We start from the raw sequence: 20710 nt of genomic DNA on the forward strand, positions 1-20710 counted from the left end.
TGCCGCGCCTCAGGGGCGTGTCCAGACCTCCACTCCTTCGCCAGTCAGTCGCACCGGCGTCGCCTCGCCGCCCGCGACGTTCAGGGCGTGCATAACGGCCGTTTTGCTCTCGGGCTCCGTCATGAACATGAGGAAGCCGCCGCCGCCCGCTCCCGACACCTTGCAGGCAAAGGCGCCGGCCCCGAGCCCGACTTGCAAGAGCCGCTCGACACGATCATTGGAAATCGTCGCCGCCGTGCTCTTCTTGAAGAGCCAAGACCGATTCAACATATCTCCGAAAGCGAACAAATCTCCGGCGAGCAGCGCGGCCTTCATCTCGTAAGCCGCCGCCTTCATAGCCATCATCGCTGCGATGACGTCCTCGTCATTCGAGGTCAACCGGTTGATCTGCGCTTGGATGATCGTATCCGATTCGCGAGACAGCCCGGTGAAGCAAATGACGAGCGCCGCTTCGAGCTCCAGCAGAATATTCCTGTGAACGCGGAGCGGATTGACGATCACACGATCTTGCTCGAAAAACTCGACGAAATTGACGCCGCCGAACGCCGCCGAATACTGATCCTGCTTGCCGCCGGCCAGTCGAAGCTGCCGACGCTCGATCTCGAACGCCAGATGCGCCAGCTCATACAGTCCGAAAGGCGCTTCGGCATATTCCCGCATCGCCTCGCAAATGGCGACAACGAGGGCCGACGACGTTCCCAACCCCGATCCCGCGAGCGCATCCGTCGTCGTCACGATCGTGACGCCGCGAGATCGTGACAGGAAGCCGTCCTGCAGAAACCGATTATATACGCCTCGATGCAGCCGTAGCTTGCCGGAGCAATCGATCGGCTCCCCGAATGCGTGGGTCTCGACAACGCCTCTATCACGAGCGTCCAGCACCAGCTTCATATCGTCGCGCGCGCTCAAATAGCAATATGCGTAACGATCGATGGTGCAATTCAGCACGGCGCCGCCGTGCAGGTCGCAAAAAGGCGAAAGGTCGGTGCCGCCGCCGCCAAAGCCCAGGCGCAAGGGCGCTCGGGAGCGAATCGTCGCGCCAGTTGCGAGACCACCAACTCGCGTTCCGCGTGGAACGGCGTCCGCGCCGAGGCTGAATGGCTTCATGGCCGACGTCCGTTCTCTAGAAGCGATTCGACCAACGCCTCGAGGTTCCGGCGATAGACAGCTTGTGAAAAATGAGCATCGAAATAGGCTCTCACGCCGCTCGTTCGCCGCTGCGCTTCCGTCCGACGGGGCTCGCGAGCTTTTCGAGTCAGCGCGCGCGCGAACGATTCCGGATCATCGGCGATCGTCACGTCTCGTAGAGCCAACGCGTCGTCTTGCATGCCACGCAGCGCGGCGGATGTCGCAATCAACGGCAAGCCGCTCGCCATCGCCTCCAGCGTCTTGATCGAAAGGCCAAAGCCATTGACCATCGGAAGCAAGACGAGTCGCGCATTCTCATATACGCGCCGTACATCATCCACTCGCCCGACGAACCAGTCACGATAGCGCCTATATTCCTCCGGCGCCGCCGAGCGCACTCCAGTACCTATGTTGCCGACGATCTTGATATCGATGTCCGGGATCTTCGGCGCAACTTCCCGAAGGAACCACACGATGCTTTCGACATTGGCCGTGTTGTTGCTCGCCACGACGACTATGTCGTCGCCGCCTGGCCCGCGAGGCGCCTCCGGCCCCGCCGGATAGAGCAAAGCATGACGCTTCTCGGGCAAAAGTTCTGAAAATACCTCATGCTCCTCGATGTTCACATGCAAGAGCAGATCGGCGCCGCGCATGCTCTCGAGCTCGACCGCGAGCATCGCCTCGTAGCTCGCATGCGGGCGCAGCCACGGAATCTTCTGGTTCATGAGCATGAACTGGCGGGCTTGCAAATCATGGCTGTCTAGAACGACAGGCGAGCCGCCTCTCGCGAGACGTTCGGCGACGGGCATTAGAAAGAAATGATTGCAGTGAACCATGTCGAATGACAGTCTGTCGAGCCTCTCCGAAAGCCGTGATCGCTCGGCGAGAGCCCTTCGAATAATCGCTTGATTGCCGTGCGCATAGGGCCAAACGGCGTTACGAAGAAAGCTCGGATGGAAAAGAGCGCTCAACGGCGCTCCGGCGTAGAAGCGCGCGTCGCGATCGAGCTCGGGCGTCGATTCGATATATGATCGCCAGATCCAAGAACGTTCTGGAGTGAATCCTGGATCGGTGCTGACGGCGATCATCGACACATTCGCGCCCATCGCGCGATACGCCTCGACTTGACCGAGGATGGACTGATAGCTCCCACAAGAATGCCATGCAGGATGCACGATCGCCACCTCCTTGCCGAAAAGCGCCGAGGGGCTCGTGCGGGGTCGGAAAGCTGGCTCGTTCATGCGGTCAACATCATTGCAGAGATCTCCGCGAGCGCGTCGACATAGACGTCGAAGCCGAATACCGTGTCGAAGAATTGCCGCGTGTCGCTCGCGCGGCTGTCCGCCGTCCTGACGCGATCCTCGATGCGGGCGTGAGCGGCGCGTAGGGCTGCTGCGAAGCTCTTGGCGTCCGTCGCTATCGTGACATTGCGAAGCCTTTGCACGCCGGCGTCCAGGCCGCGAAACGCGAGCGGCGTCGCGATCAGGGGAGCGCCGCTGGATAGCGCTTCCGCCGTTCTGATCGAAAGCCCGTATCCCTCCAATGTCGGGAGCAGCACGCAGCCGGCTTGCTCGTATGCCGACTCGATCTGCGGGACGCGTCCTCGAAATAGATGTCGATGAGCGTCGAAAAGTGATTTGTCGCGCTTTCTCACCGCTTCGTCGACGTCCCCGACGATGTCGATCGAAACGCCGGGCGCGAGAGGAAGCACCTCCTCCAGCAACCATTTGATTCCGAGGTAGTTCGGGTAGTGCCCGCTGGCGACCGTCAAAATCCTGTCGCCTCCGCGCGACGGTCGCGCCGGCGGCACAGCCGGATATATGAGCGCATGGCGCTTTTTCGGAAGCAGTCGTTGGAAGGTCTCGTGCTCCTCACGATTGAGATGCACGCAATAGTCCGCCTTTTGCATCCACTCGAGCTCGATCGCGAGAAGATCCGAGAAGCCGACATATGGAGGCACGAAGAAGCCGTCACGATTGCGCAATATGAATTGCGCCGCCTGGACGTCATGGGTTTCCAGGACCACGGGCGCTCGACGGTTTCGAAGCATGCGGCGCACCAAGGGGAGCGTGAAAAAGTGATTGGCGTGGACGAGATCGATCCTCTCGTCGCCGATCCCTTCCGGCAAAGGGGCGCGCTTGCAAAGCTCGATGAGCCACGACGCCTGATCGCCATGGATCAGAGGCCACCAACCGTTTTTAAGCAAGGAGAAGCTCGCCCAGCTGCGCGTCGGTGGGCCGGAAAAATAGCGCTTGTCGACTGGCAAATCGGCGCTCTCGGCGATGTACCGCGGCCATCGCTCTCCATGCGGCGCGTCGGCCGTCGGCGCATCCATCACGGCTATGGACACGACGCGCGCCCCGAGCGCGCGATACGCCATGGCTTGGCTGAAGATCACTCGATAGGAGCCGCACGAGGACCAAGCCGGATGAACGATAGCGACCGTTCTCCCATCGAGTCGCCGGCGGTGGCCCGACGGACTGAAACTGGGAGTTTTTATTCGCCCGAATTGCGACATGCCGTTCAAGAAGCCTTTCTCGCGACAGCGCCCAGCCCCTCCTAGCGGTTTTGTCGAGGAGAGGTATTTCCGAATAATTTCGAATTCGATTTGAAATTGACATTTTGTCGAAATACAAACCGTTCAAAGAAAAGCCCCTGTTTCGCCATATGCTGGACTTTATGCTTCCGCTCAGGTTCGAATATAGATAGTAGCCGATGCGCTAAAGGCGATGCCTCCGAGTTGCGCAGGGCTGCCGATTCGAACAAATATAGGCCGCTCGCGACGCGCAAGCTTCGATACGGCGACTGCACGGACATGGGACAATAGATGACTGGAGCCGGGTTCGATTCATCGCCGTCCGACGAGCGTCGGTATGGAGTCGCGATCGTCGCCAATGACAAGGTGATCGACTGGCTGCTTCCCTTTCTGGAAAGCTATCGTGACACGAACGCCGCGCTGCCGCTCTATCTCATTCCCTATGACGACAATATCTCACTGACCAGACGGGCCGCCGACGTCTATGGCGTGACAATCGTCGAAAGCGAGCCTGCGGAAATCGACCGGCTGTCGCACGAGCTCTATCCTGGAATATTCAACTCCCATCGGCGTCGTCTTCGCAAGCTGCAGGCGCTCGCGCTCGCGCTCGACGAAGTCGCATATGTCGACGTCGATGTGATCCTTTTTCGTGACTTGCGGACGGTCTTCGGTCGCCTCGAAAGCGGCAAGAGAGAATTCATCGTCGCGTCGCCGAGCTTCGACTATGTTTACAACGAGAACCAAAAGAAGCACGCGTTCTTGGACGGCGCGCTGCTGTTCAATGATGGATTTTGGGTTACGTCGAGCCGCTTTCTGAGTCTGTCCGACGTTCTCGAGACGATTCGAGCCGACATCGAGATTTTCCACGAGGTTCGCAAGCGAGGCCAATTGTTCGCGCAGCCGCTGATGAATTTCGTGGTGCATAGGCGAGGGTTGAAGACGGCGCTGCTGCCTCATTGCGTCGAGAACGCCTCCCATGAGAACTACTACAAGGCCCCGGGGATCACCTTCTCGAACGGTAAGCCGCTCGATCCAGAAGGCAAGGAAATCTATCTCGCCCATTGGGCCGGGGCGATCACCCTTCCGTCTCACGACGTATTCGCCGGCGCCTGGAAGGAGTTCTCCAGAGCGGCCCGAGCGAGAGTCTACAAGCGCGGGGATTCGTATTCGCTTTTCAGATAGAGCGGATCCATTCGCCGACCGACGCCTATATGCAAGGTTCATGAGGCCATGACGACGAGGCAGGCTGTGATATTGGTCGGCGGCAAAGGAACGCGGCTCGGCGCGCTCGCATCCACGACGCCAAAGCCACTCATGGCGATCGACGGGGACATTGTGTTTCTCGATGCTTTGCTGCTCGAGATCATTCGCCACGGCTTCGATGACATCCTTCTGCTCGCTGGACATTTGCACGACAGCGTCCTCGAGCGCTACCAAGGCCGTTCCATTCGCGGCGCGTCCGTGCGAATCGTGGTCGAATCCGCGCCGGCGGGAACGGCGGGCGCTTTGAAAAATGCCGCGCACTTGCTCGATCCTATATTTCTGTTGGCGAATGGCGATACGCTATTCGACATCAATCTCCGGCGCCTGTCGGCCGGTCTGGAGAAGAGGCCGGATGTTCTCGGCGTGCTCGCGCTGCGACGAGAGTCGGACGCAACGCGCTACGGCAGCGTGAAATTGCAAGATGGCTATGTCGTCGCCTTTCACGAAAAAGAGCGCGGCTCGGGACCGGCGTCGATCAATGCCGGAGTGGGCGTGTTTCGGCGAGAGATATTGACGTTTGTCGAGAGCGAGCCCTGCTCGATCGAGTCGGACGTTTATCCGCGGCTCGCCACGGCCCGCGCTATTCTCGGGGATGAGCTCGAAGGATATTTTATCGATATCGGAACGCCGGAATCGCTCGACAAAGCGCGTAGAGATCTCGCCGACAGGCGCCGACCTGCGGTTTTTTTCGACCGTGACGGCGTGCTGAATCGCGATTCGGGCTATTGCCATCGCGTCGAGGACTTGGAGTGGATTCCGGGGGCGGTCGAAGCGATCAGATGCGTGAACGAGTCGGGAGCTTTCGCCATCGTGGTCAGCAATCAAGCCGGAGTTGCGCGCGGGCTGTTTCGCGGAGCGGATATCGATAGATTTCACGCCGCCATGTCCGCGCAGCTCGCTGCGGCGGGAGCTCACATCGACGCATTCTATTTCTGTCCATACCACCCGGACGCTGTCGACGCTGAGTGGCGACATACTGATCATCCCGACCGGAAGCCCAATCCCGGCATGATTTTGCGGGCGTCTTCCGAGTGGCCGATCGACCTGGGTGCGAGCCTTCTCGTCGGCGACAAGGAAAGCGACATGGAGGCGGCGCGGCGTGCAGGCATTCGTGGGCGCTTGTTTTCGGGCGGCGATCTCTATGCGTCGATCCGATGGGAGATCGAGCGGATAGCGGCTCATTGCGCTCGCGCGCGCTCATGATGACGGGACTTCGACGGAAACGGCTTACGAAATCGCTTTCGAGGCGCGCCCGATGAGGTCGGCGCCGGTGAGCGGATTCGACGTGCATCGAGCCGGCGGCGACCTGTGATTTGGTCGGCCTACGCCGAGGCGTCGCGGCTGCGCGACGTCTTTGCCTTCGAACACGCACTCTCAAAGGATATGATATGACTGGCGCCGAAGAGCCGAGATCGATCCGTGCGTGGCTGAAAGAGAAAGCGCTTCCGCTGTGGGCTTCGAATGGCTGGGATGAGCGCACGAGCTCATTCGTCGAACGTCTTTCGCTCACAGGCGCGCCGCTGCTCGAGACGCCCAGACGAGCCATGGTGCAAGCGCGTCAGATTTACACTTACAGCGTTGCGCATCGAACAGGCTGGTTCGCGGAGGGAGCGGAGTTGGTCGCGCGCGCGGGCGCGACGATGATCGAACGCTATTATGAAGCCGACGGCGCTCGCGGCTGGGCCTTTTCCGTGGCGCGCGACGGCGCCGTCGTCGATGGTCGTCGTGATCTCTATACGCATGCATTCATTCTGCTCGCTCTCGCGAAGGCATATGAGACGACGCGAGATTCCGCCTATATCGCGATCGCCGATGCGACGCTGAGCTTTCTGGATCGCGACATGGCTTCCGAGCATGGCGGCTATGTCGAGACCCTTCCGGCGAGCGATAGCCCGCGCCGTCAGAACTCGCATATGCATTTGTTCGAAGCATTGCTCTCACTCTTCGATGCGACGAAGCGCTCGGCGTATCTGGAACGAGCCATTGTGGTGCGAGACATTTTCTTCAGTCGATTCGTTCAGGCTGAAGATTCCATTCTGGTCGAATGTTTCGACGAAATTTGGCGTCCTCTCGACGGCCCGCATTTTCCGTTCGAGCCTGGTCATCATTTCGAGTGGATATGGTTGCTCGAGCAAAACGAGGAGCTTCGGCATTTCAATCAGACATCGACCGTGGCGCGGCTATGGGAAACCGCTCTGCGCAGCGGCGTCGGCGCAGACGGCCGAATTTACGCTCGCGCGACGGTCGGCGGAGCCGCGGATCGCGCGACTCGGCTCTGGTTCTATGCCGAGGCTGCAAAGGCCGCCCATGTAATGCGGTCGAAATATCGGAGGTGCGATGGTCCGATGGCGAGCGATTTTCTGGATGCGATGCGTGTTCGATTCCTCGAGCCCGCCACGTCGGGAAGCTGGATCGACGAGTTCGACGCCTATGGCTCCGCCAAAGTGGATTTTGCGCCTGCGAGCTCGCTATATCATATTTGTTGCGCAATCCGAGCGTCAGACAGCGATTGAATACGGGCGCGGTTCAAGCAAGGATAGCTCGAGCGGAAACTGTGACGCGGAGGTCGGAGCGTAGGTCTCTGGCGCTCGGCTCGCCTGAGCCATGGTAGGACGTTGCTCAGGCCGCAAACTTTTACCGCCGGCTGTCCTTCAAGCCCATGGTCGAGCGCCTAACGATGCCGCTATGAATTTTTGAACTTACTCTTGCCGTGCATGCTCCCGACCATTTGCCGCCCCGATTGGGAACGGTGCGTCATAAGCGGACGATCGCCCTGAGCCGAGCGGGCTGGATAAGCTATCAGCGATTGAGCGGGATGTAGTGTGGCGTGGCGTGGCGGGGTGGCGCGGCGTCCACGCCGGAGCTTGCCTTCTTGGCTCCGACGCGGACTCCTTCGGCGGCTCGTTTCTCCGCCCCACCGTCGACGCGCGGGCGAAGGAGGAGGCGCGCCCAACGTCCCACGTTCCTGCTCCTACACCGCCAACGCGCTCGCGCGGCTCAGCAAGGCGGCTGCCGACGCCAATCGCGCCAGCGGATCGAGCAATTCGAGCAGTTTCTGTTTCTCGACGACGGAGCCCGGCGCGTATTGCGCGATGACGTCTGCCAGCACGTCCGGCCGCGCGATGCCTTCCGTCCGGGTGATCAGGCGCGATTGACGCTCAGTGCTCAGCCCGCGGATATTCGGCCAGCCAACGACGAATGTGCGAAAGGCCTCGAACGCAGCGCGCACTTGCTCAGCGGCTGCTGTGGTATCCGCCAGCTCCGTCGCAATGATCTGGGCTTGGGCGCTCAGCCCGTTGCCTTGGTCGACGATGTCGAAAAGCCGCGCGCGCTGACGTCCGCGCAAGGTGAGTTTGAGCGCGCTATGTCGCGCTGCCCCGACGGGCGTAAACGGCGTCATGTCGAGCACGTCGGCGACTGTGCCGAGGTCATAGATATCCTCGCGTCCGGGCCTTTCATCACTTTCATTCTTCTGCGCGACGACCATTACTTCGAGTTCACCGCGTCCGGCCTCCGCCGCCGCCAACTTGGAGAAGTCCCTCGCGACATAGATTGGGGCCGTATGTTTTGGGAACAGCACGACGTCGCGAACGAGCAAGAGCGGCCCACTCCAGCGGTCGGTGGCGCGCCGCCCTGGAGATTCGGGAGAAGGCGCTGCGTCCCTTTCGATTGCCGCCGCCAAGACATTCCAGTCCTTGGCGCCGAGCATTCGTGCCGCTATCTCCAGGCATTCCGAATGGGTAAGCGTCAAACCTTTGGCGGCGACGGCGGATCGTAAGCTCTGCGCCATCGCTTTTGCGTCACGGAAATCACGCATGGGATCACCTCTGCTGCGCGAACGAGATGATCAGGCGCTTGCATTGCTGACGCGTCCGCTCAGGCAAAGGGAATCGTCGTCTCGATACGTTCGCCATACCTTCGAGGCGCAAGCAGCAGGCCGTATCCGCCTACAAGGAAAACTGGCACGGGATGCAGCTGGCGTCAATCCGAAACGCGGAGCCGTCGCGGCTTCCGCCGATGCGGTCCCCCTCGCCGACCAGAATGAGGAGGTGGCGCCAGAAGCAGACGTTCCGCCGTTCCATAATGGTTAGATATGCAACCCGATAGGCGTAACGCCGCCTTAAGCCGCCTAATCTTAATCCTCACTGATCAAAACCTATGCGCCCATTCACGCAAGCCGATGGACATGATGCGCCATGGCTGTTCGATGAGCTTGTTCCAGGCGGCGGAACAATGATCGACGATATCGTCGTAGGATTTGAAGACGCGGTTGGACAACCGATTCTCGCGCAAAAACTGCCAGACGTTTTCAACCGGATTCAGCTCCGGACATTTCGCCGGCAAGGGAACGAGCGTGATGTTGGACGGCACGACCAGCTTGTCGGTCATGCGCCAGCCGGCGCGGTCGACGATGAGAGCGGCTTGGGCGCTTGGCGCGACAGTTTTGCTGATTTCGACGAGGAGCAGATTCATCGCGTAGGTGTTGCAGGCGGGTAGGACCAGCGCCGCGCCTTTGCCGTCCTTTGGACAGACGGCGCCGAATATGTAGGTCGAGGCGGTCCGCTGATCGTGGGGCGCGCCGATACGCTGGCGCGGGTTCGGCTCCAGGAATGGCTCAACTTCATCACCAGCGAGATTCATGCCGGATCGAGCCCGCTGTTCAATCGAGCCTTACCGGAGGAGGCGCTGGTCATCTTTCGGGACCGGCTGTTCCGGCGCCTCGACTTCATCGAGATGAGCCTCGCATCTCGGGATTATCTGGTTGGCGACGGCTTCACGGTCACCGACGCCTATCTCTTCACCGTGCTCGGGTGGATGAAGGGCTTTTCGGTCGACCTCGACCATTGGCCGGTGATTGCGCTCTACAAGCAGCGGATCGACGCGCGAGCGTCCGTCCGAGCTGCTTTGGCAAGGGAGGCAGAGATTCCTCCAGTTGTCACGTTGTAGGAAATCATGCGGCAGATTTTCAATATCTTCAATTGTTTACACCTGCACAAAACTTGAAAATTTGTGCGAAACGTGCGAATGGCGTGACAGATTTGCGCGAAATGCGCGCGGCGATTGCGGGGCGAGCCGCTCCAGCGCGGCGGCGATGCCCTCGAGCAGAACGAGCTTGGCTTCTTCCGACATGAGGGCTCCTCGCTGCGGCGCGAATGGCGTGGGCGAGGCGGCTTAAAGCAGAGCGGACGAAGGCGCCGAAATTCGTTCTGCTCCGCTCAGGCGCGGCGGGCGCGCCTCTTCTGCCGCCAGCGGATCACCCCGGTCACGAAAAGCAAAGGACAAAGCAGCCCGCTCGCCAGCACCAGCAGCCGCCCTGTCATTCCGAAGGCCTGACCGGAATGCAGTGGCCATTGCCAGCGCAAAAAGGCGTCGCCGGCGGTTCCATGCGCATTGTCCTCGATCGCCGTTACAGCCGCCGAGAAGCGATCCACGATCAGCGAGCGGGAGTGGATGAACCAGCCGACGCCCGGCACATCGTCCTGATGGACGGTGAACGCGCCTCGCTCGCCGTCGGGAAAATCGACGCGCTCGATGCGCCCTTCCGGCGAACGCGCCGAGGCCGCCGCTATGGCCTGCGGAAAGCCGATCGGCGAGCGTCCCGCCGCAGGCTCGGATTTGCGCTCGATGGCGCCGCCATTGGTCAATGGCGCGACATGATCGACGATCCAGACGAAAGGATCGCGCAGATTCATGTAGATTCCCGATATCAGCACGGCGAGCAGCACGGCGGCGGAATAGACGCCGCCGAGCTTGTGCAGATCATAGTTGAGACGCTCAGCCTTTGCGCCGCGCTTCAATGTGAGCGCCGATCTCCATTTCCCCGGCGCCGGCCACCAGAGATAGAGGCCCGAAAGCACCGAGACGATCAGCAAGAGAGCCATGACGCCGACCGTGTCGCCGCCATCGTCGAGCAGATCGCTCAGCAGCAGCGAGAAATGCAGCTGAAACAAAAAGCCCATCAGAGCATGGCGGAACGGATTGCTCTTCGCATAATAGAGCCGATCCGCGGTCGTCGTGGCGGCGTAGGGATCGACGCCGAAGCGACGCGTTTCGCCGTCGAGGTCATAATAGACAAGATAGGTCGAGCGCTCGTCGCGCGGCATCCAAATATGTGTGATCCTTCCGCCGTCCGGCTTGCCCGCCGCCACCGCGCGCTCGATCGTCGCCAGAGGCGCGAAGTCGCGCGCGCCGCCGGGGCGCGCGACGACGATGCGCAGCTGTGGATCGAGCCAGGCGTCGACCTCGTGCCAGAACACGAGAATGCTGCCGGTGAGGCCGATGACGACGAGCATAGCGCCGATGGTGAGGCCGATGTAGAGATGGATGTCGAGCCACAGCTTTCGCCACATTTTGCGCGCGCGACGGACGGGCGCGTCTCGGATCGCGGCGGCGACCGAGGCGCTTTTCAGCGCGCCATCGTCGCGGCCGCTCACCATTTGAAGCTCACCTGCCCGAGGAAAGCGCGCGGCGCGCCATAAAAGGCGGTGTTGAATCCATTGCTGTTCTCGAAATAGCGCGCGTCGCCGATATTCTTGACGTTGAAGCGGAAGGCGACATCATGCCCGGCGATGACCGTGCGATAGGACGCCATGGCGTCGAATTTCACATAGGCCGGCATATACCAGCTGTTGTCATTGCTGCCGTAGCGGCGGTCCATCGCATAGAAGCCGGCGCCGAATTCGAAGCCTTCGCGCGCGCCGGGGGCCGTGTCCCATTTCGCCCACAGATTGCCGACATTCGGCGCGGCGCCGTAATAGCGCTTGCCGACATTGCCATTGTCATTGTCGTCGATGATCTTCACGGAATTGAAAGTGTAGCTGCCGAGGACGCTCAGATTCTCGGTGAGCTGTCCGGCGATGTCGAATTCGATTCCACGGCTCGCCACCTCGCCGACGGCGAGAGAGAAGGCAGGGTTGAACGGATCGGACTGAAGCACGTTCTTTTTGCGCAGATCGAACAGGGCGAGGCTCGTCGAGAGGCGCCCGTCCATCCATAGCTTCTTGACGCCGACCTCCCATTGCAGTCCGCGCTCCGGCGGGTAGATCTCTCCTCCCGAGCTCTTGCCGTTGTTCGTCCCGGCGGAGCGTGTGTAGCTGCCGTAGAGCGAGGTGTCGCGATCGAGCTTGACGAGAAGCCCGGCGCGCGGCGACAGCGGCGTCTTATCGGCGTAGCGGTCGAGCGGATAGGGCGAGCAGGCGGGATAGCAGGCTTCCCAATCGCCGCCATAGGTCGTGCCGTAGCGCTCCTCGGCCTTGTCGTAGCGGCCGCCGAGCAGAAGATGCACGCGGTCGTCGAGGAAGCTGATCTGATCCTGGACATAGGCGCCGAAATTCTGCCAGCGGCTCGCGAAAAGCGTGTTGTTGCGGCCGAGATCGGCCACCGAATGCATGAGCGGCCCGACCCCTCCATAGGACGGCGTCCATACATTCAGCGAGGGAAAGGACGAAAGCCATCCGGTGCTCGGCCAGTCGTCGCCATAATGGAACCAGTCGACGCCGGCGAGGAGCGCATGATGGATCGGCCCCGTGTCGATCTCGCCGATCAGATTGAGATTGGTCGAGAGCTGATAGCGCTTCACGACTCCGGCGTAGAAGCTGCGATTCAGGGTGACGCCGTCGAATCCTGAGATGAAGATCGCATTCTGATTCTCATGGGCGTCGACATAGTGAAAGGCGCTCGTCACCTTCCATTTGTCGGCGAGGCGCCATGTCCAGTCGAAGGCGTAGACGGTGCGATGGACGACATAGGGAAATTGCGACCAATATTCGGGATCGACCTGATTATAGCGTCTCGGGAGATTGGCCGGTCGATCGTTGAAGCCTTGTATCGTGAGCGGCTTGCCGAGATCGTCATAGAGCAGATTGACCGGAACCTGGCCGGCCCGGATCGATTTCATCTGCTCATAGTGCTCGAATTGCACATTGGCTTCGAAATTTTCGCTCGGACGGAAGGTGAGATAGAGCGCCGCCGCGCCATTGTTCCGGTGGTCGAAATTCACGAAAGAATCGGCGCGGTCGTAGACTCCCATCACCCGGTAGAGCACGGTCTTCTGATCGTCGATCGGGCCGGTGACGTCGGCGATGGTGCGCGAGAGGCCAAAGCTCCCGAATTGCGTGTCGAGCGTCGCCGCGAAATCCTCTTGCGGCCGCTTGGTGACGATATTGACGAAGCCGCCGGGCTCGATGCGTCCATAGAGCATGGAGGCGGGGCCTTTCACCACCTCGACGCGATCGGTGAAGGCCATGTCGACCCCGCCGCCGGTTCCGTCGACACGCAATCCGTTGCGATAGCTGCGGCCATAGCCGCTGCTGAAGCCGCGAATGAGAAAGTTGTCGTAGAAGATCCCGCTATTGTCCGCCTGCACGCCGGAGACGTTCTGCGCCGCCTCGAGCACGTTGAGAATCTGCCGGTCGTGAATGACCTCGCGCGGCACCACCTGCACCGATTGCGGCGTGTCGATGAGCGGCGTGTCGGTTCGCGTGGCGCTCGACGTCGAGGAGCGGGCATAGCCCGTCTCGCGTGCGCCATCGCCGGAGCCGCCGCGCGCGCGGCCGCCGCGGTCTTCCACTCGTCGCCCGTTCTCAGCTCCGATGTCGATCGTCGGCAGCGGCTCGGCCCCCGCGTCATTGCGTTGCCCATCGTTCTGCGCCAGCACGATCAGCACGGATTTTCCGTCCGCCGCCACCTCGTAATTCAGTCCCGAGCCGGACAGCAGCCGCTCGAGCGCGGCATTCAGCGTATGCGTTCCCTCGAGTCCGCCTGTGCGCAGCGTCCGCGTCAGCGTCGTGTCATAGACGATCAGCACGCCGCTCGTATCGGCGAGACGCGTCAGCGCCGTCGACATGCGGCCGGCGGGGATGGAATAGGCGCGGACGATCTCGACGATCTCTTTGTCCGGCATTTGCGCATGGGCGCGGGCGTCGTCGGCGCCGCCGATCGCCAATGCGCCCAACACTGTGGCCAGCGCCGTCGCGCCCATGATCGCACTCCCGGCGTCGCCGCCGCTTTGCCTCGAAACCCGTCTCGCCATCGGCGCCCCCTCGCATCTTTTCGGGGGCTCGAACGTCCCCTCACCGAGTTGGACGCGGCTCGGCGTCCGGGGAGGAGGTCGCTCGACGATGTTTTTTTTGCGCGGCTCCTCTCAGCCTCCGATCAGAGTGACGAAGCCGAGAGAGACGGCGCGAAGACCGAGCGATTTTTGAATCGCGCGCAGCGCCGCCTCGGGATCGCGGGTCTCGAAGACGCCGGTCACGCGCCGTCCGCGCAGGCTAGGGTCGACGAGCGCCACATATCCGCGGCGATAGCGCGAGAGAGTCGCCAGCACCTCGGCGAGAGGCTTGTCGTCGAAGATGAGCTTGCCGCGCCGCCATGCCGTCACCTGATCCGTATCGACCGGATAGGGCGAAACCGCCGCCACGCCCGGCGCGAAGGCGCTCTGCGCGCCTTCCTCGACGATGACGCTCGGGCCGGCGCCCGACAGCCGCACGCGATGCTCGGTCACGGTCACTTCCGTGCGCGCGCCCTGGATCGAGACGTCGAAGGCGGTGCCGAGCGCGGTCGTGGTTCCCGCCGGGGTGGCGACGGAGAAGGGCCGGGCGGCGTCGGGCGCCACCGCGAACCAGGCCTCGCCTCGCAGCAGCGTCACGCGCCGCTCGCCGCCGACGAAATTCGTCTCCAACGCGGAATCGGGGCCGAGCTCCACGCGCGAGCCGTCCTCGAGGACGAGGCTGCGCAGTTCGCCGGTTCCGCTGAGATGGCCGGCGCGCCAGCGGATCGACAATTCGTCATAAGAGAGCGCGAGGGCCAGAGCGAGGCCGGCCACAGCCGCCGCGGCGCGAAGCCCCGGCCGGGCGAAACGCGGCCGGGGCTTCGCCGCCGGCTGCAGCTGCGGGCGCAGAATTTCCAGATCGCCCCACAGGCGGCAGATATCGTCGAAAGCGGCCTTGTTGGCGGCGTCCGCGGTCAGCCAGGCGGCGAAGGCCTTGCGCTCCGCCGGCGTCGAGGAGCCCGAGTCGAGCCGCATCCACCAAGCGATGGCGGCGCGCCTTCGCTCCAATTCCGCTTCGCTGGGGACGAGGTCCGCGCTCATGGTATCCGCAGAGGGCTCGAGAACAAGGCTCTCATAGAGTAGGACGCGCCCGATGCGCAAAAGGGGAGGTCGCGAAGGGGCGATCGGGCGTCAATCGAGCGCCGCCCGGCAACGCTCCATGGCGAGCCGCAGATGCTTTTCTACCATATTGCGGGAAATGCGCATGCGCGCGGCGATCTCCTCATGCGAGAGATCCTCGAAGCGGCGCATGACGAAGGCCTGCCGGCATTTGGGCGGCAGCGCCTCGATCGCCTCCAGCAGACGGCGCGCGAGCTCCTCCGTCTCATAGAGCGCATCCGGCTCGACGGCGGGCTCGGCGACGTCCTCGGGCGCGTCGCCGGGCGTGAAATATTTGGCCTCGCTCTCGCGGCGACGCGCGAAATCGCGCGAGAGATTTATGGCGATCTGCTTCAGAAAGGCCGGCGGGTCGGCGATCGTGTCGAAATCCTCGCGGCGGATGGCGCGGACGAAGGTCTCCTGCAGCAGGTCGGAGGCGTTCTCCGGCCCGACGCGGCGCTTGAAATAATCGAGCAGCACGCGCTTGTTGCGGCGAAACAGCTCGCGGAAACGATGTGTTCTCGGATCGGGCATGATCGCCTTTCGACGGCGGAGAGGGCCGTGGCGGCTGAGAGGACCCATGGTGCGCGGAGGCCGCTCGGGCGGCTCCGCTATGCGCTCTCGTCGAGGTCCGCCGGCGTGATCGCGGGCGGCGGGGCGCGGTCAGGCCGCGGGCGGCGCACGCGAGAAGGGCCGGACGCCCGTCGCCCCGGCGAGCGGCCAAGCGTCGGTCACGAAAGCGCGCCGGTTCTCGGCGCCGTGGGGCGGGGCGAGGAGCAGCAGCGTCGCGGTCAGCAATGTCGCGAGCACGGCGTCGCTCGGGTCATAGGAGAGCGGGCAGCAGAGGCAATGGCCAGGCCGGTCCGCGCGGCTCGGCGCCGTGGGGAGCCCGTCATGGCCGCCGTCGGATATCGGCGCGCACAAGCGGCTCGCCGCGTCGAGCCCCGGCGCGAGCGGCATGGGACGCGCCTCGGCAAAGGCGAGCGCGAGCGTCTGAAGCAGCAGCAGCGCCGCAATTCCTCGGGTGAGGAAAATGCGCACGATTTGCCTCAGGCCGGGCCGAAACTTCGCCATTGTGGCAGGGTCGGCAATGGCGAAAGCAGCGTCAAGAGGCAAAGCGCCTCGCGGGCGGCGCGGGGCGTCGAATTTCATCGGACTGTCGCCGCGGCGACACAGCGCGCGAAAACGGCCGCGCCATGGACGCGGCCGTTTTCGACGTATTTTCCGCCGAGCCCTCTGTGGACAGTTACCTGAGCCATAGGACGATGGCGGCGATCGTTACGACGGCGCGATAATTCCAGGCGGTCTTCTCGAAGCGGGTTCACACAGCGGCTCCGCGTGGTCTTTCCGATTCGATTTGGCGTAAGTCATCGACAGTGAATTCGGCCGGGTCACGCGATCCAGACCGCGCCTATTCAGCGCAGCTCGGGCGTCTTCCGCTTCCGAAAGCCGCCGGTAGCGCGCTCTTCGTTTTCGCGTGCTGCCGAGGCCTTGCTCGGCGATCGGGACTTGCCGCCCTTACGGCCCATCAGGCCCGCCATCCAGCTCGTCGATCCCAGAACGCCGTCGAGCAACGCGGGAGTACACAGATCCGCATCGAGTTTCGGGAAATGAACGCCGAGCCCGGCCGGGGTGATTTCGATCTCGTCGAGATCTTCGGCCTTCGCATGCTCGAGGCCTTCGACTTGCCAGGGCGCAAAACCGATCTCGATTCCCGTCGTGAGGCGGATCACCACGCGGTTGCACCCGGCGTCGTAATACGCGCTTTCGGCACGGGTCCCTTCAGTCACGCCTCGCCGCACGCCGTCGCCGCGTCGAATTGCTGCTTGGTCAACTCAGCCATGAATCCGTCTCCATGCCTCCAGCAGATCGTCCCTATGTACGGCGACCAACGACTGCCGGGCGTCATGCTCGCTGCATCCGATCGCCTCGCGCAGCTCCAGACGAACGACATCGATAACGACCTCCCATCGGACAGCGCTAGAGATACCAACACATCCGGCTTTTCGGTCCGCGGGGGCGAAACTCTCGCCTCCGCTTCTCGTGCTCGAGGACCTTGCTGATCAGCCGACGAATCCCGCCTCGACTGATCGGCCGCCCGGCGCGACGAACGAGCGCGGCCTGCTGTTGAGCATCAAAGGCAGGACCGGCTGGCGCGGGGTGGGGAAACCGATCGCGCCCGGCGCTGGATGAAACTTCGGGGGCACGTCACCACCCCTCAGGTCATGCTGAAAAATAAGTAAGCCCAAAGTGGCCAACCCGCCCGCCAGTTTCGCGGGATTTTCACCTGTCCATTGACCATCGGCCATCTTTGTGGACGTGCTGCCAAGGATGATCAAATACGACGATGTACCGGTTCTACGCTGGCTGATGACAAATCAATCCGCTGGGCATCTTTACCAACCTGGCGGACGAAGGGCGATTCGGATGGAAGATGGAATGTCAACCCGAAAATCCCTCTTTGGGGAAGCGTTCAGGCTGGGAATAACACACCTATTTTTGGCGGCGCTATTCTATGGCGTGTCTGCATATTTCTCCGGAGCGGAATTAAAGGAAAATGACTCGAAGAGCTTTGTCGGTCATTCCGGGATGGTCAATATTGTGTCAGGACCCCTGTCATTTTCTATAATGTCGATCGCAGTCTGGTATCTGCGCAGAAATAGAATGATATATAATGTAATCATATGCTTCCTTATATCCGCGTTCGTTTCCGTTACAGATTTTTTTGTCACGATGGAATTTTACAAGACCTTCTACGCCGCGGATAATCTTAACTTTTCTGTCGATGACAACATAAAAGAGCTGTTTATGTGCTGGGCCGTGTACTTTGGCTGGTCCATCGTGTTTCTGACGCTTCTCTACAGCTTCGATATCAGGGACCGCGAGCGCCGATTGGCAGCGGTTCGGGAAGAGGCCCTTTCCGCGCAAATGAGGGCGCTGCGCTATCAGGTAAATCCGCATTTCCTTTTCAATACGCTCAACTCGATCGCGGGACTGATTGAAGAAGGCTCCGCGACACGCGCCGAGCGCATGGTGCTGTCGCTGTCGACGTTCCTGCGCACAACGCTGACGCTGGACCCGTTCCACGATGTCCGGCTGTCCGAGGAACTGACGTTGCAGGAGGAATATCTAGAGATTGAGCATGAGCGTTTCTCGGATCGGATGACCTTCCATATCGACATGCCGGATGATGTGCGTCACGCGCTGGTGCCCAGTCTGATCCTCCAGCCCCTGATTGAAAATGCAATCAAGCATGGCGTTGGCGCGATGGCCGGCAAGGTCAGTATTTCGCTCTCCGCCCGTCGTGAGACCGGCCGGCTGCGCGTGATCGTCGAGAACGACATGCCGATGGAAACGGTCGGGCCAAAGCCCGCTGGCATGGGGGTCGGGCTGAAGAATGTCGCCGACCGCCTTCGAGCGCGGTTTCAGGATGACGGGCAATTTTCGGCCGGTCCTGCCGCACCGGGTGTCTATCGGGCGGCATTGGATATGCCGTGGAGGACCGAATGACCGAACTGACGATTCTTGTAGTCGATGATGAGCCGCCGGCCCCGCGGCGGCTGACACGACTGTTGAAACAAGCTCGACTTGGGTAAGCCAGTCGATGAGGCTGGCGATATCATGAAGGCCCGCGCGCTCGTAGAAGAGCGTGTGCCGGACATCCTCTTGCTCGACATCCAGATGCCGCGCGGCGCCGGGTTCGAATTGCTCGATAGTCTTACGGATGCTTTGCCGGCGGTCGTGTTTGTCACGGCGTTCGACCACCATGTGCCAAAAATGGCGTCACCGTCTCTGATCGAGTCGAAGCAAGGCCGCAGGCGCCGATCATGTGCCAAGGCGAGAGCCAGCTTCCCGGGTCTTCGGCCGCGTTGCAAAACCGTCACCCGCGCGTTGCGCCGCAGTTCCAGCCGCCATTCGCTGAGCATTTGCCTTCAACCATGCCGTGGCTCTCTCGATCGCCATCGCAGCGCTACTCGACATAACGAATATCTGCAACGAGCTCCCAGCAATTTTTGGTCGGATAAAGAAGCAATTGGCCATCGACTCGCCGTCCCGGACGATAAGGCTTGCCGTCGAGGTCGTACGCTGTCCCCAAATTCTCCTCGCCCACGTACGGTCCCCGGAAATGCACGCGCGTCCACTCGACGGAAATCTGATTGCTCTGGCCCTCATTGAACTCCATCATCACATATTCTTCTTTGTCGCCGGGCTTCGCCGGGACGGTCGTTTTCCAATAGAAATCGAACATCTGGATCGGAAATTTGTCGTAGCTCTCTTTCGGAATCGCGCTCTTCCTCGTCTCGTTCTTTTTGCCGCGTTCCTCATAATCGATCTGAGGCGCGGCGTATTTTTTTCGCACGGCTGCCGATCGGATCATGGTGGTGAACAACTCTTTATAACTCCGAGACTGGCACGCGAGCGCAGCCTGTTCGAGTTCATGCTGCTCGAGTTCAGCAATTGGATTCTCGGCGTCGCCCCATGCCGGCGCGGCAGACAGAATTTGAGGCAGCGTCAGAGCGACCAAAAGTCCGCTGATGAACGAAGTTGAAGAGAAGGCGCACATTGTTCGCACTCCTGTCAGATCCTGCTTGCCAGTCGAATCTATCGTCGGTGCGGGTCGAAGTTGAGCGTAAAAGCGAACTGGTACTTCATGTATGTTGACAGTGTGCGGCGCCGGGAATAGCCACGGATCGAATGGCTTGACCCGAGGACTGGCGATGTCTCGAAGACGATGGCGGCAAATCGCCACGGTCGGCTTTCTAGCCAGTTCATATTGCCTTTCGCCGTCTGCGCTCGGCTTTGCAGGACCAGGCGTCCGCGATAAAGCAGCTCTCGACTATCTCACCGAATATTGTGCGGAAATCACGCCGGAGGACCAGGTCGGCAACAAGGGGGAGGCCTTGTTCGACGCGCTCGCCATTCTCCAGCAGGACCGCTTCAATGTCCATGTAAGAGGTCTGCGCCGGAAGAGCGACAGCGTCGACGCTTATTTTGCGGGGACGACGCACTGCGTCGAGATCGCCGGCGCCATGTTGACGATCGACAAGGAAACGAGTGCGGCCATCGTCGACGGCAATCCATCGCTGCTGCTGGAAGTCTACCGCCACAAGAGCAACGGACGGTTGGAATTCTCTGTCGGAGTTTCGGACGACGCCCCGCCCGAGGGAATTGACGCCGTGGGGGAAACGCCGCGCCCGTTGCACGAGATTCCCCTGAAATATCACGGAAAATGGGCCTATTCGGCCCATAATTGCACCGGGGGAGAACCGACCGCCGTGCTCGCAATCGATTCCAAAGGTCTGCATCAGTCGAAAGGGGAAATGATCGCTCTCGGGGTTCTCACCATGGGGAGCTCGCGCCGCACGATTATTATCAACGCTCGAAATTCGGGCGGCGGAGGAAAGTGGGATTCTACGGAAGAGTTTACCCTTTCGTCCGATAGCGCCGTTCTCGAATGGCGGACGGTGCGGCCCGATCCGTCGGCGGTCTCGCGATTGGTCCGCTGTCGATAAAGCGGCGCATGAAGCAGCGCCACAAGTGGAAATGTCTCTTGGGAGACACGGGATGATATCGACACGAAAACTTTTTCTATGCCGCTTTGTCGTCGGCGTCTTCAGCCTTGCGGCCGGGGGCGC

General features: G+C 61.5%; 20 protein-coding genes and 2 pseudogenes. 8 read left to right on the plus strand and 14 right to left on the minus strand.

What is annotated here, in order from left to right:
* Window positions 1-9: 9 nt before the first annotated feature.
* From K369_RS05120 to K369_RS05130, 3 genes are all read right to left on the minus strand, one after another.
* Window positions 10-1107, minus strand: a complete 1098-nt coding sequence (locus K369_RS05120; protein WP_084570505.1) for a hypothetical protein — start codon at window positions 1105-1107, stop codon at window positions 10-12.
* Window positions 1104-1805 carry a glycosyltransferase family 4 protein gene (locus K369_RS27560; RefSeq protein WP_245278103.1) on the minus strand — a complete coding sequence of 234 codons (702 nt, stop codon included), beginning with the start codon at window positions 1803-1805 and terminating at the stop codon, window positions 1104-1106. The genes K369_RS05120 and K369_RS27560 overlap by 4 nt, the downstream gene beginning before the upstream one ends.
* Window positions 1806-2365: 560 nt before the next feature.
* The gene (locus K369_RS05130) at window positions 2366-3526 is read right to left on the minus strand and encodes a glycosyltransferase (RefSeq protein ID WP_245278104.1); all 1161 of its coding nucleotides are present in this window, start codon (window positions 3524-3526) and stop codon (window positions 2366-2368) included.
* Between the two features lie 429 nt (window positions 3527-3955).
* Between K369_RS05130 and K369_RS05135 the strand changes: the two genes are divergently transcribed.
* The 3 genes from K369_RS05135 to K369_RS05145 all read left to right on the plus strand — a co-directional run bounded on the left by K369_RS05135 (window position 3956) and on the right by K369_RS05145 (window position 7440).
* A complete protein-coding gene (locus K369_RS05135; RefSeq protein ID WP_036288689.1) occupies window positions 3956-4846 on the plus strand; it encodes a hypothetical protein in 891 nt (296 codons plus the stop codon).
* Between the two features lie 48 nt (window positions 4847-4894).
* Window positions 4895-6130 carry an HAD-IIIA family hydrolase gene (locus tag K369_RS05140; protein WP_036288692.1) on the plus strand — a complete coding sequence of 412 codons (1236 nt, stop codon included), beginning with the start codon at window positions 4895-4897 and terminating at the stop codon, window positions 6128-6130.
* Window positions 6131-6315: 185 nt separating this feature from the next.
* A complete protein-coding gene (locus K369_RS05145; RefSeq protein WP_051949077.1) occupies window positions 6316-7440 on the plus strand; it encodes an AGE family epimerase/isomerase in 1125 nt (374 codons plus the stop codon).
* Window positions 7441-7898: 458 nt separating this feature from the next.
* Here the strand turns inward: K369_RS05145 and K369_RS25300 are convergent, their stop codons facing one another.
* Window positions 7899-8744: an LON peptidase substrate-binding domain-containing protein gene (locus K369_RS25300; protein WP_084570506.1), complete on the minus strand. Its 846-nt coding sequence runs from the start codon at window positions 8742-8744 to the stop codon at window positions 7899-7901.
* On the opposite strand from K369_RS25300, the gene K369_RS26150 reads away from it, so the two are divergent.
* A complete protein-coding gene (locus K369_RS26150) occupies window positions 8743-9018 on the plus strand; it encodes a hypothetical protein (protein ID WP_156967722.1) in 276 nt (91 codons plus the stop codon). The two genes, K369_RS25300 and K369_RS26150, sit on opposite strands and share 2 nt — an antisense overlap.
* A 58-nt stretch (window positions 9019-9076) precedes the next feature.
* On the opposite strand, the pseudogene K369_RS05155 reads toward K369_RS26150, so the two are convergent.
* Window positions 9077-9514 (minus strand): annotated as a pseudogene (locus tag K369_RS05155) (transposase); the annotation flags it as partial.
* Between K369_RS05155 and K369_RS25305 the strand changes: the two are divergent.
* On the plus strand, window positions 9497-9874 hold the full coding sequence (locus K369_RS25305; RefSeq protein ID WP_198033042.1) for a glutathione binding-like protein: 378 nt from the start codon (window positions 9497-9499) through the stop codon (window positions 9872-9874). The pseudogene K369_RS05155 and the gene K369_RS25305 sit on opposite strands and share 18 nt — an antisense overlap.
* Window positions 9875-9910: 36 nt before the next feature.
* On the opposite strand, the gene K369_RS26155 is transcribed toward K369_RS25305, so the two are convergent.
* The 8 genes from K369_RS26155 to K369_RS26165 all read right to left on the minus strand — a co-directional run bounded on the left by K369_RS26155 (window position 9911) and on the right by K369_RS26165 (window position 17413).
* Window positions 9911-10057 (minus strand): hypothetical protein, encoded by a 147-nt coding sequence (locus tag K369_RS26155; protein ID WP_156967723.1) that lies wholly within the window; start codon window positions 10055-10057, stop codon window positions 9911-9913.
* 86 nt (window positions 10058-10143) lie between these two features.
* The gene (locus tag K369_RS05165; RefSeq protein ID WP_051949079.1) at window positions 10144-11364 is read right to left on the minus strand and encodes a PepSY domain-containing protein; all 1221 of its coding nucleotides are present in this window, start codon (window positions 11362-11364) and stop codon (window positions 10144-10146) included.
* The gene (locus K369_RS05170; RefSeq protein ID WP_051949080.1) at window positions 11358-13907 is read right to left on the minus strand and encodes a TonB-dependent siderophore receptor; all 2550 of its coding nucleotides are present in this window, start codon (window positions 13905-13907) and stop codon (window positions 11358-11360) included. Before K369_RS05170 ends, K369_RS05165 begins: the two co-directional genes overlap by 7 nt.
* A 162-nt stretch (window positions 13908-14069) precedes the next feature.
* Window positions 14070-15017, minus strand: a complete 948-nt coding sequence (locus tag K369_RS05175; protein WP_036288698.1) for a FecR family protein — start codon at window positions 15015-15017, stop codon at window positions 14070-14072.
* A 90-nt stretch (window positions 15018-15107) separates the two neighbouring features.
* Window positions 15108-15608 carry an RNA polymerase sigma factor gene (locus K369_RS05180; RefSeq protein WP_036288701.1) on the minus strand — a complete coding sequence of 167 codons (501 nt, stop codon included), beginning with the start codon at window positions 15606-15608 and terminating at the stop codon, window positions 15108-15110.
* A gap of 129 nt (window positions 15609-15737) precedes the next feature.
* Window positions 15738-16148: a hypothetical protein gene (locus tag K369_RS05185; protein ID WP_036288704.1), complete on the minus strand. Its 411-nt coding sequence runs from the start codon at window positions 16146-16148 to the stop codon at window positions 15738-15740.
* Between the two features lie 341 nt (window positions 16149-16489).
* Window positions 16490-16864, minus strand: a complete 375-nt coding sequence (locus K369_RS05190) for a DUF2442 domain-containing protein (RefSeq protein WP_198033043.1) — start codon at window positions 16862-16864, stop codon at window positions 16490-16492.
* Between the two features lie 273 nt (window positions 16865-17137).
* Window positions 17138-17413: a hypothetical protein gene (locus K369_RS26165; RefSeq protein ID WP_156967724.1), complete on the minus strand. Its 276-nt coding sequence runs from the start codon at window positions 17411-17413 to the stop codon at window positions 17138-17140.
* A gap of 394 nt (window positions 17414-17807) precedes the next feature.
* Here K369_RS26165 and K369_RS25310 point away from each other — a divergent pair, with 394 nt between their 5' ends.
* A complete protein-coding gene (locus K369_RS25310) occupies window positions 17808-18584 on the plus strand; it encodes a sensor histidine kinase (protein ID WP_245278105.1) in 777 nt (258 codons plus the stop codon).
* Window positions 18585-18662: 78 nt separating this feature from the next.
* Window positions 18663-18827: pseudogene (locus tag K369_RS28160) on the plus strand (response regulator); the annotation flags it as partial.
* 217 nt (window positions 18828-19044) lie between these two features.
* On the opposite strand, the gene K369_RS05205 reads toward K369_RS28160, so the two are convergent.
* On the minus strand, window positions 19045-19638 hold the full coding sequence (locus K369_RS05205; RefSeq protein ID WP_036288713.1) for a hypothetical protein: 594 nt from the start codon (window positions 19636-19638) through the stop codon (window positions 19045-19047).
* A gap of 100 nt (window positions 19639-19738) precedes the next feature.
* Here K369_RS05205 and K369_RS05210 point away from each other — a divergent pair, with 100 nt between their 5' ends.
* Complete coding sequence (locus tag K369_RS05210) at window positions 19739-20587, plus strand: hypothetical protein (RefSeq protein ID WP_156967726.1); 849 nt, start codon at window positions 19739-19741, stop codon at window positions 20585-20587.
* The last annotated feature ends 123 nt before the right edge of the window (window positions 20588-20710 follow it).

Origin of the sequence: Methylosinus sp. PW1 (assembly GCF_000745215.1) — a bacterium.
Classification (GTDB): Bacteria; Pseudomonadota; Alphaproteobacteria; order Rhizobiales; family Beijerinckiaceae; genus Methylosinus.

Bases quoted from the DNA above. Each gene is read 5' to 3' on its own strand.
- K369_RS26150 (WP_156967722.1), top strand. From the start codon at position 8,743: ATGGGATCACCTCTGCTGCGCGAACGAGATGATCAGGCGCTTGCATTG.
- K369_RS05175 (WP_036288698.1), bottom strand. From the start codon at position 15,017: ATGAGCGCGGACCTCGTCCCCAGCGAAGCGGAATTGGAGCGAAGGCGC.
- K369_RS26155 (WP_156967723.1), bottom strand. From the start codon at position 10,057: ATGTCGGAAGAAGCCAAGCTCGTTCTGCTCGAGGGCATCGCCGCCGCG.
- K369_RS05185 (WP_036288704.1), bottom strand. From the start codon at position 16,148: ATGGCGAAGTTTCGGCCCGGCCTGAGGCAAATCGTGCGCATTTTCCTC.
- K369_RS05180 (WP_036288701.1), bottom strand. From the start codon at position 15,608: ATGCCCGATCCGAGAACACATCGTTTCCGCGAGCTGTTTCGCCGCAAC.
- K369_RS05165 (WP_051949079.1), bottom strand. From the start codon at position 11,364: ATGGTGAGCGGCCGCGACGATGGCGCGCTGAAAAGCGCCTCGGTCGCC.
- K369_RS05120 (WP_084570505.1), bottom strand. From the start codon at position 1,107: ATGAAGCCATTCAGCCTCGGCGCGGACGCCGTTCCACGCGGAACGCGA.
- K369_RS25310 (WP_245278105.1), top strand. From the start codon at position 17,808: ATGGAATTTTACAAGACCTTCTACGCCGCGGATAATCTTAACTTTTCT.
- K369_RS27560 (WP_245278103.1), bottom strand. From the start codon at position 1,805: ATGCTCGCGGTCGAGCTCGAGAGCATGCGCGGCGCCGATCTGCTCTTG.
- K369_RS05145 (WP_051949077.1), top strand. From the start codon at position 6,316: ATGACTGGCGCCGAAGAGCCGAGATCGATCCGTGCGTGGCTGAAAGAG.
- K369_RS05135 (WP_036288689.1), top strand. From the start codon at position 3,956: ATGACTGGAGCCGGGTTCGATTCATCGCCGTCCGACGAGCGTCGGTAT.
- K369_RS05170 (WP_051949080.1), bottom strand. From the start codon at position 13,907: ATGGGCGCGACGGCGCTGGCCACAGTGTTGGGCGCATTGGCGATCGGC.
- K369_RS05140 (WP_036288692.1), top strand. From the start codon at position 4,895: ATGACGACGAGGCAGGCTGTGATATTGGTCGGCGGCAAAGGAACGCGG.
- K369_RS05205 (WP_036288713.1), bottom strand. From the start codon at position 19,638: ATGTGCGCCTTCTCTTCAACTTCGTTCATCAGCGGACTTTTGGTCGCT.
- K369_RS25300 (WP_084570506.1), bottom strand. From the start codon at position 8,744: ATGCGTGATTTCCGTGACGCAAAAGCGATGGCGCAGAGCTTACGATCC.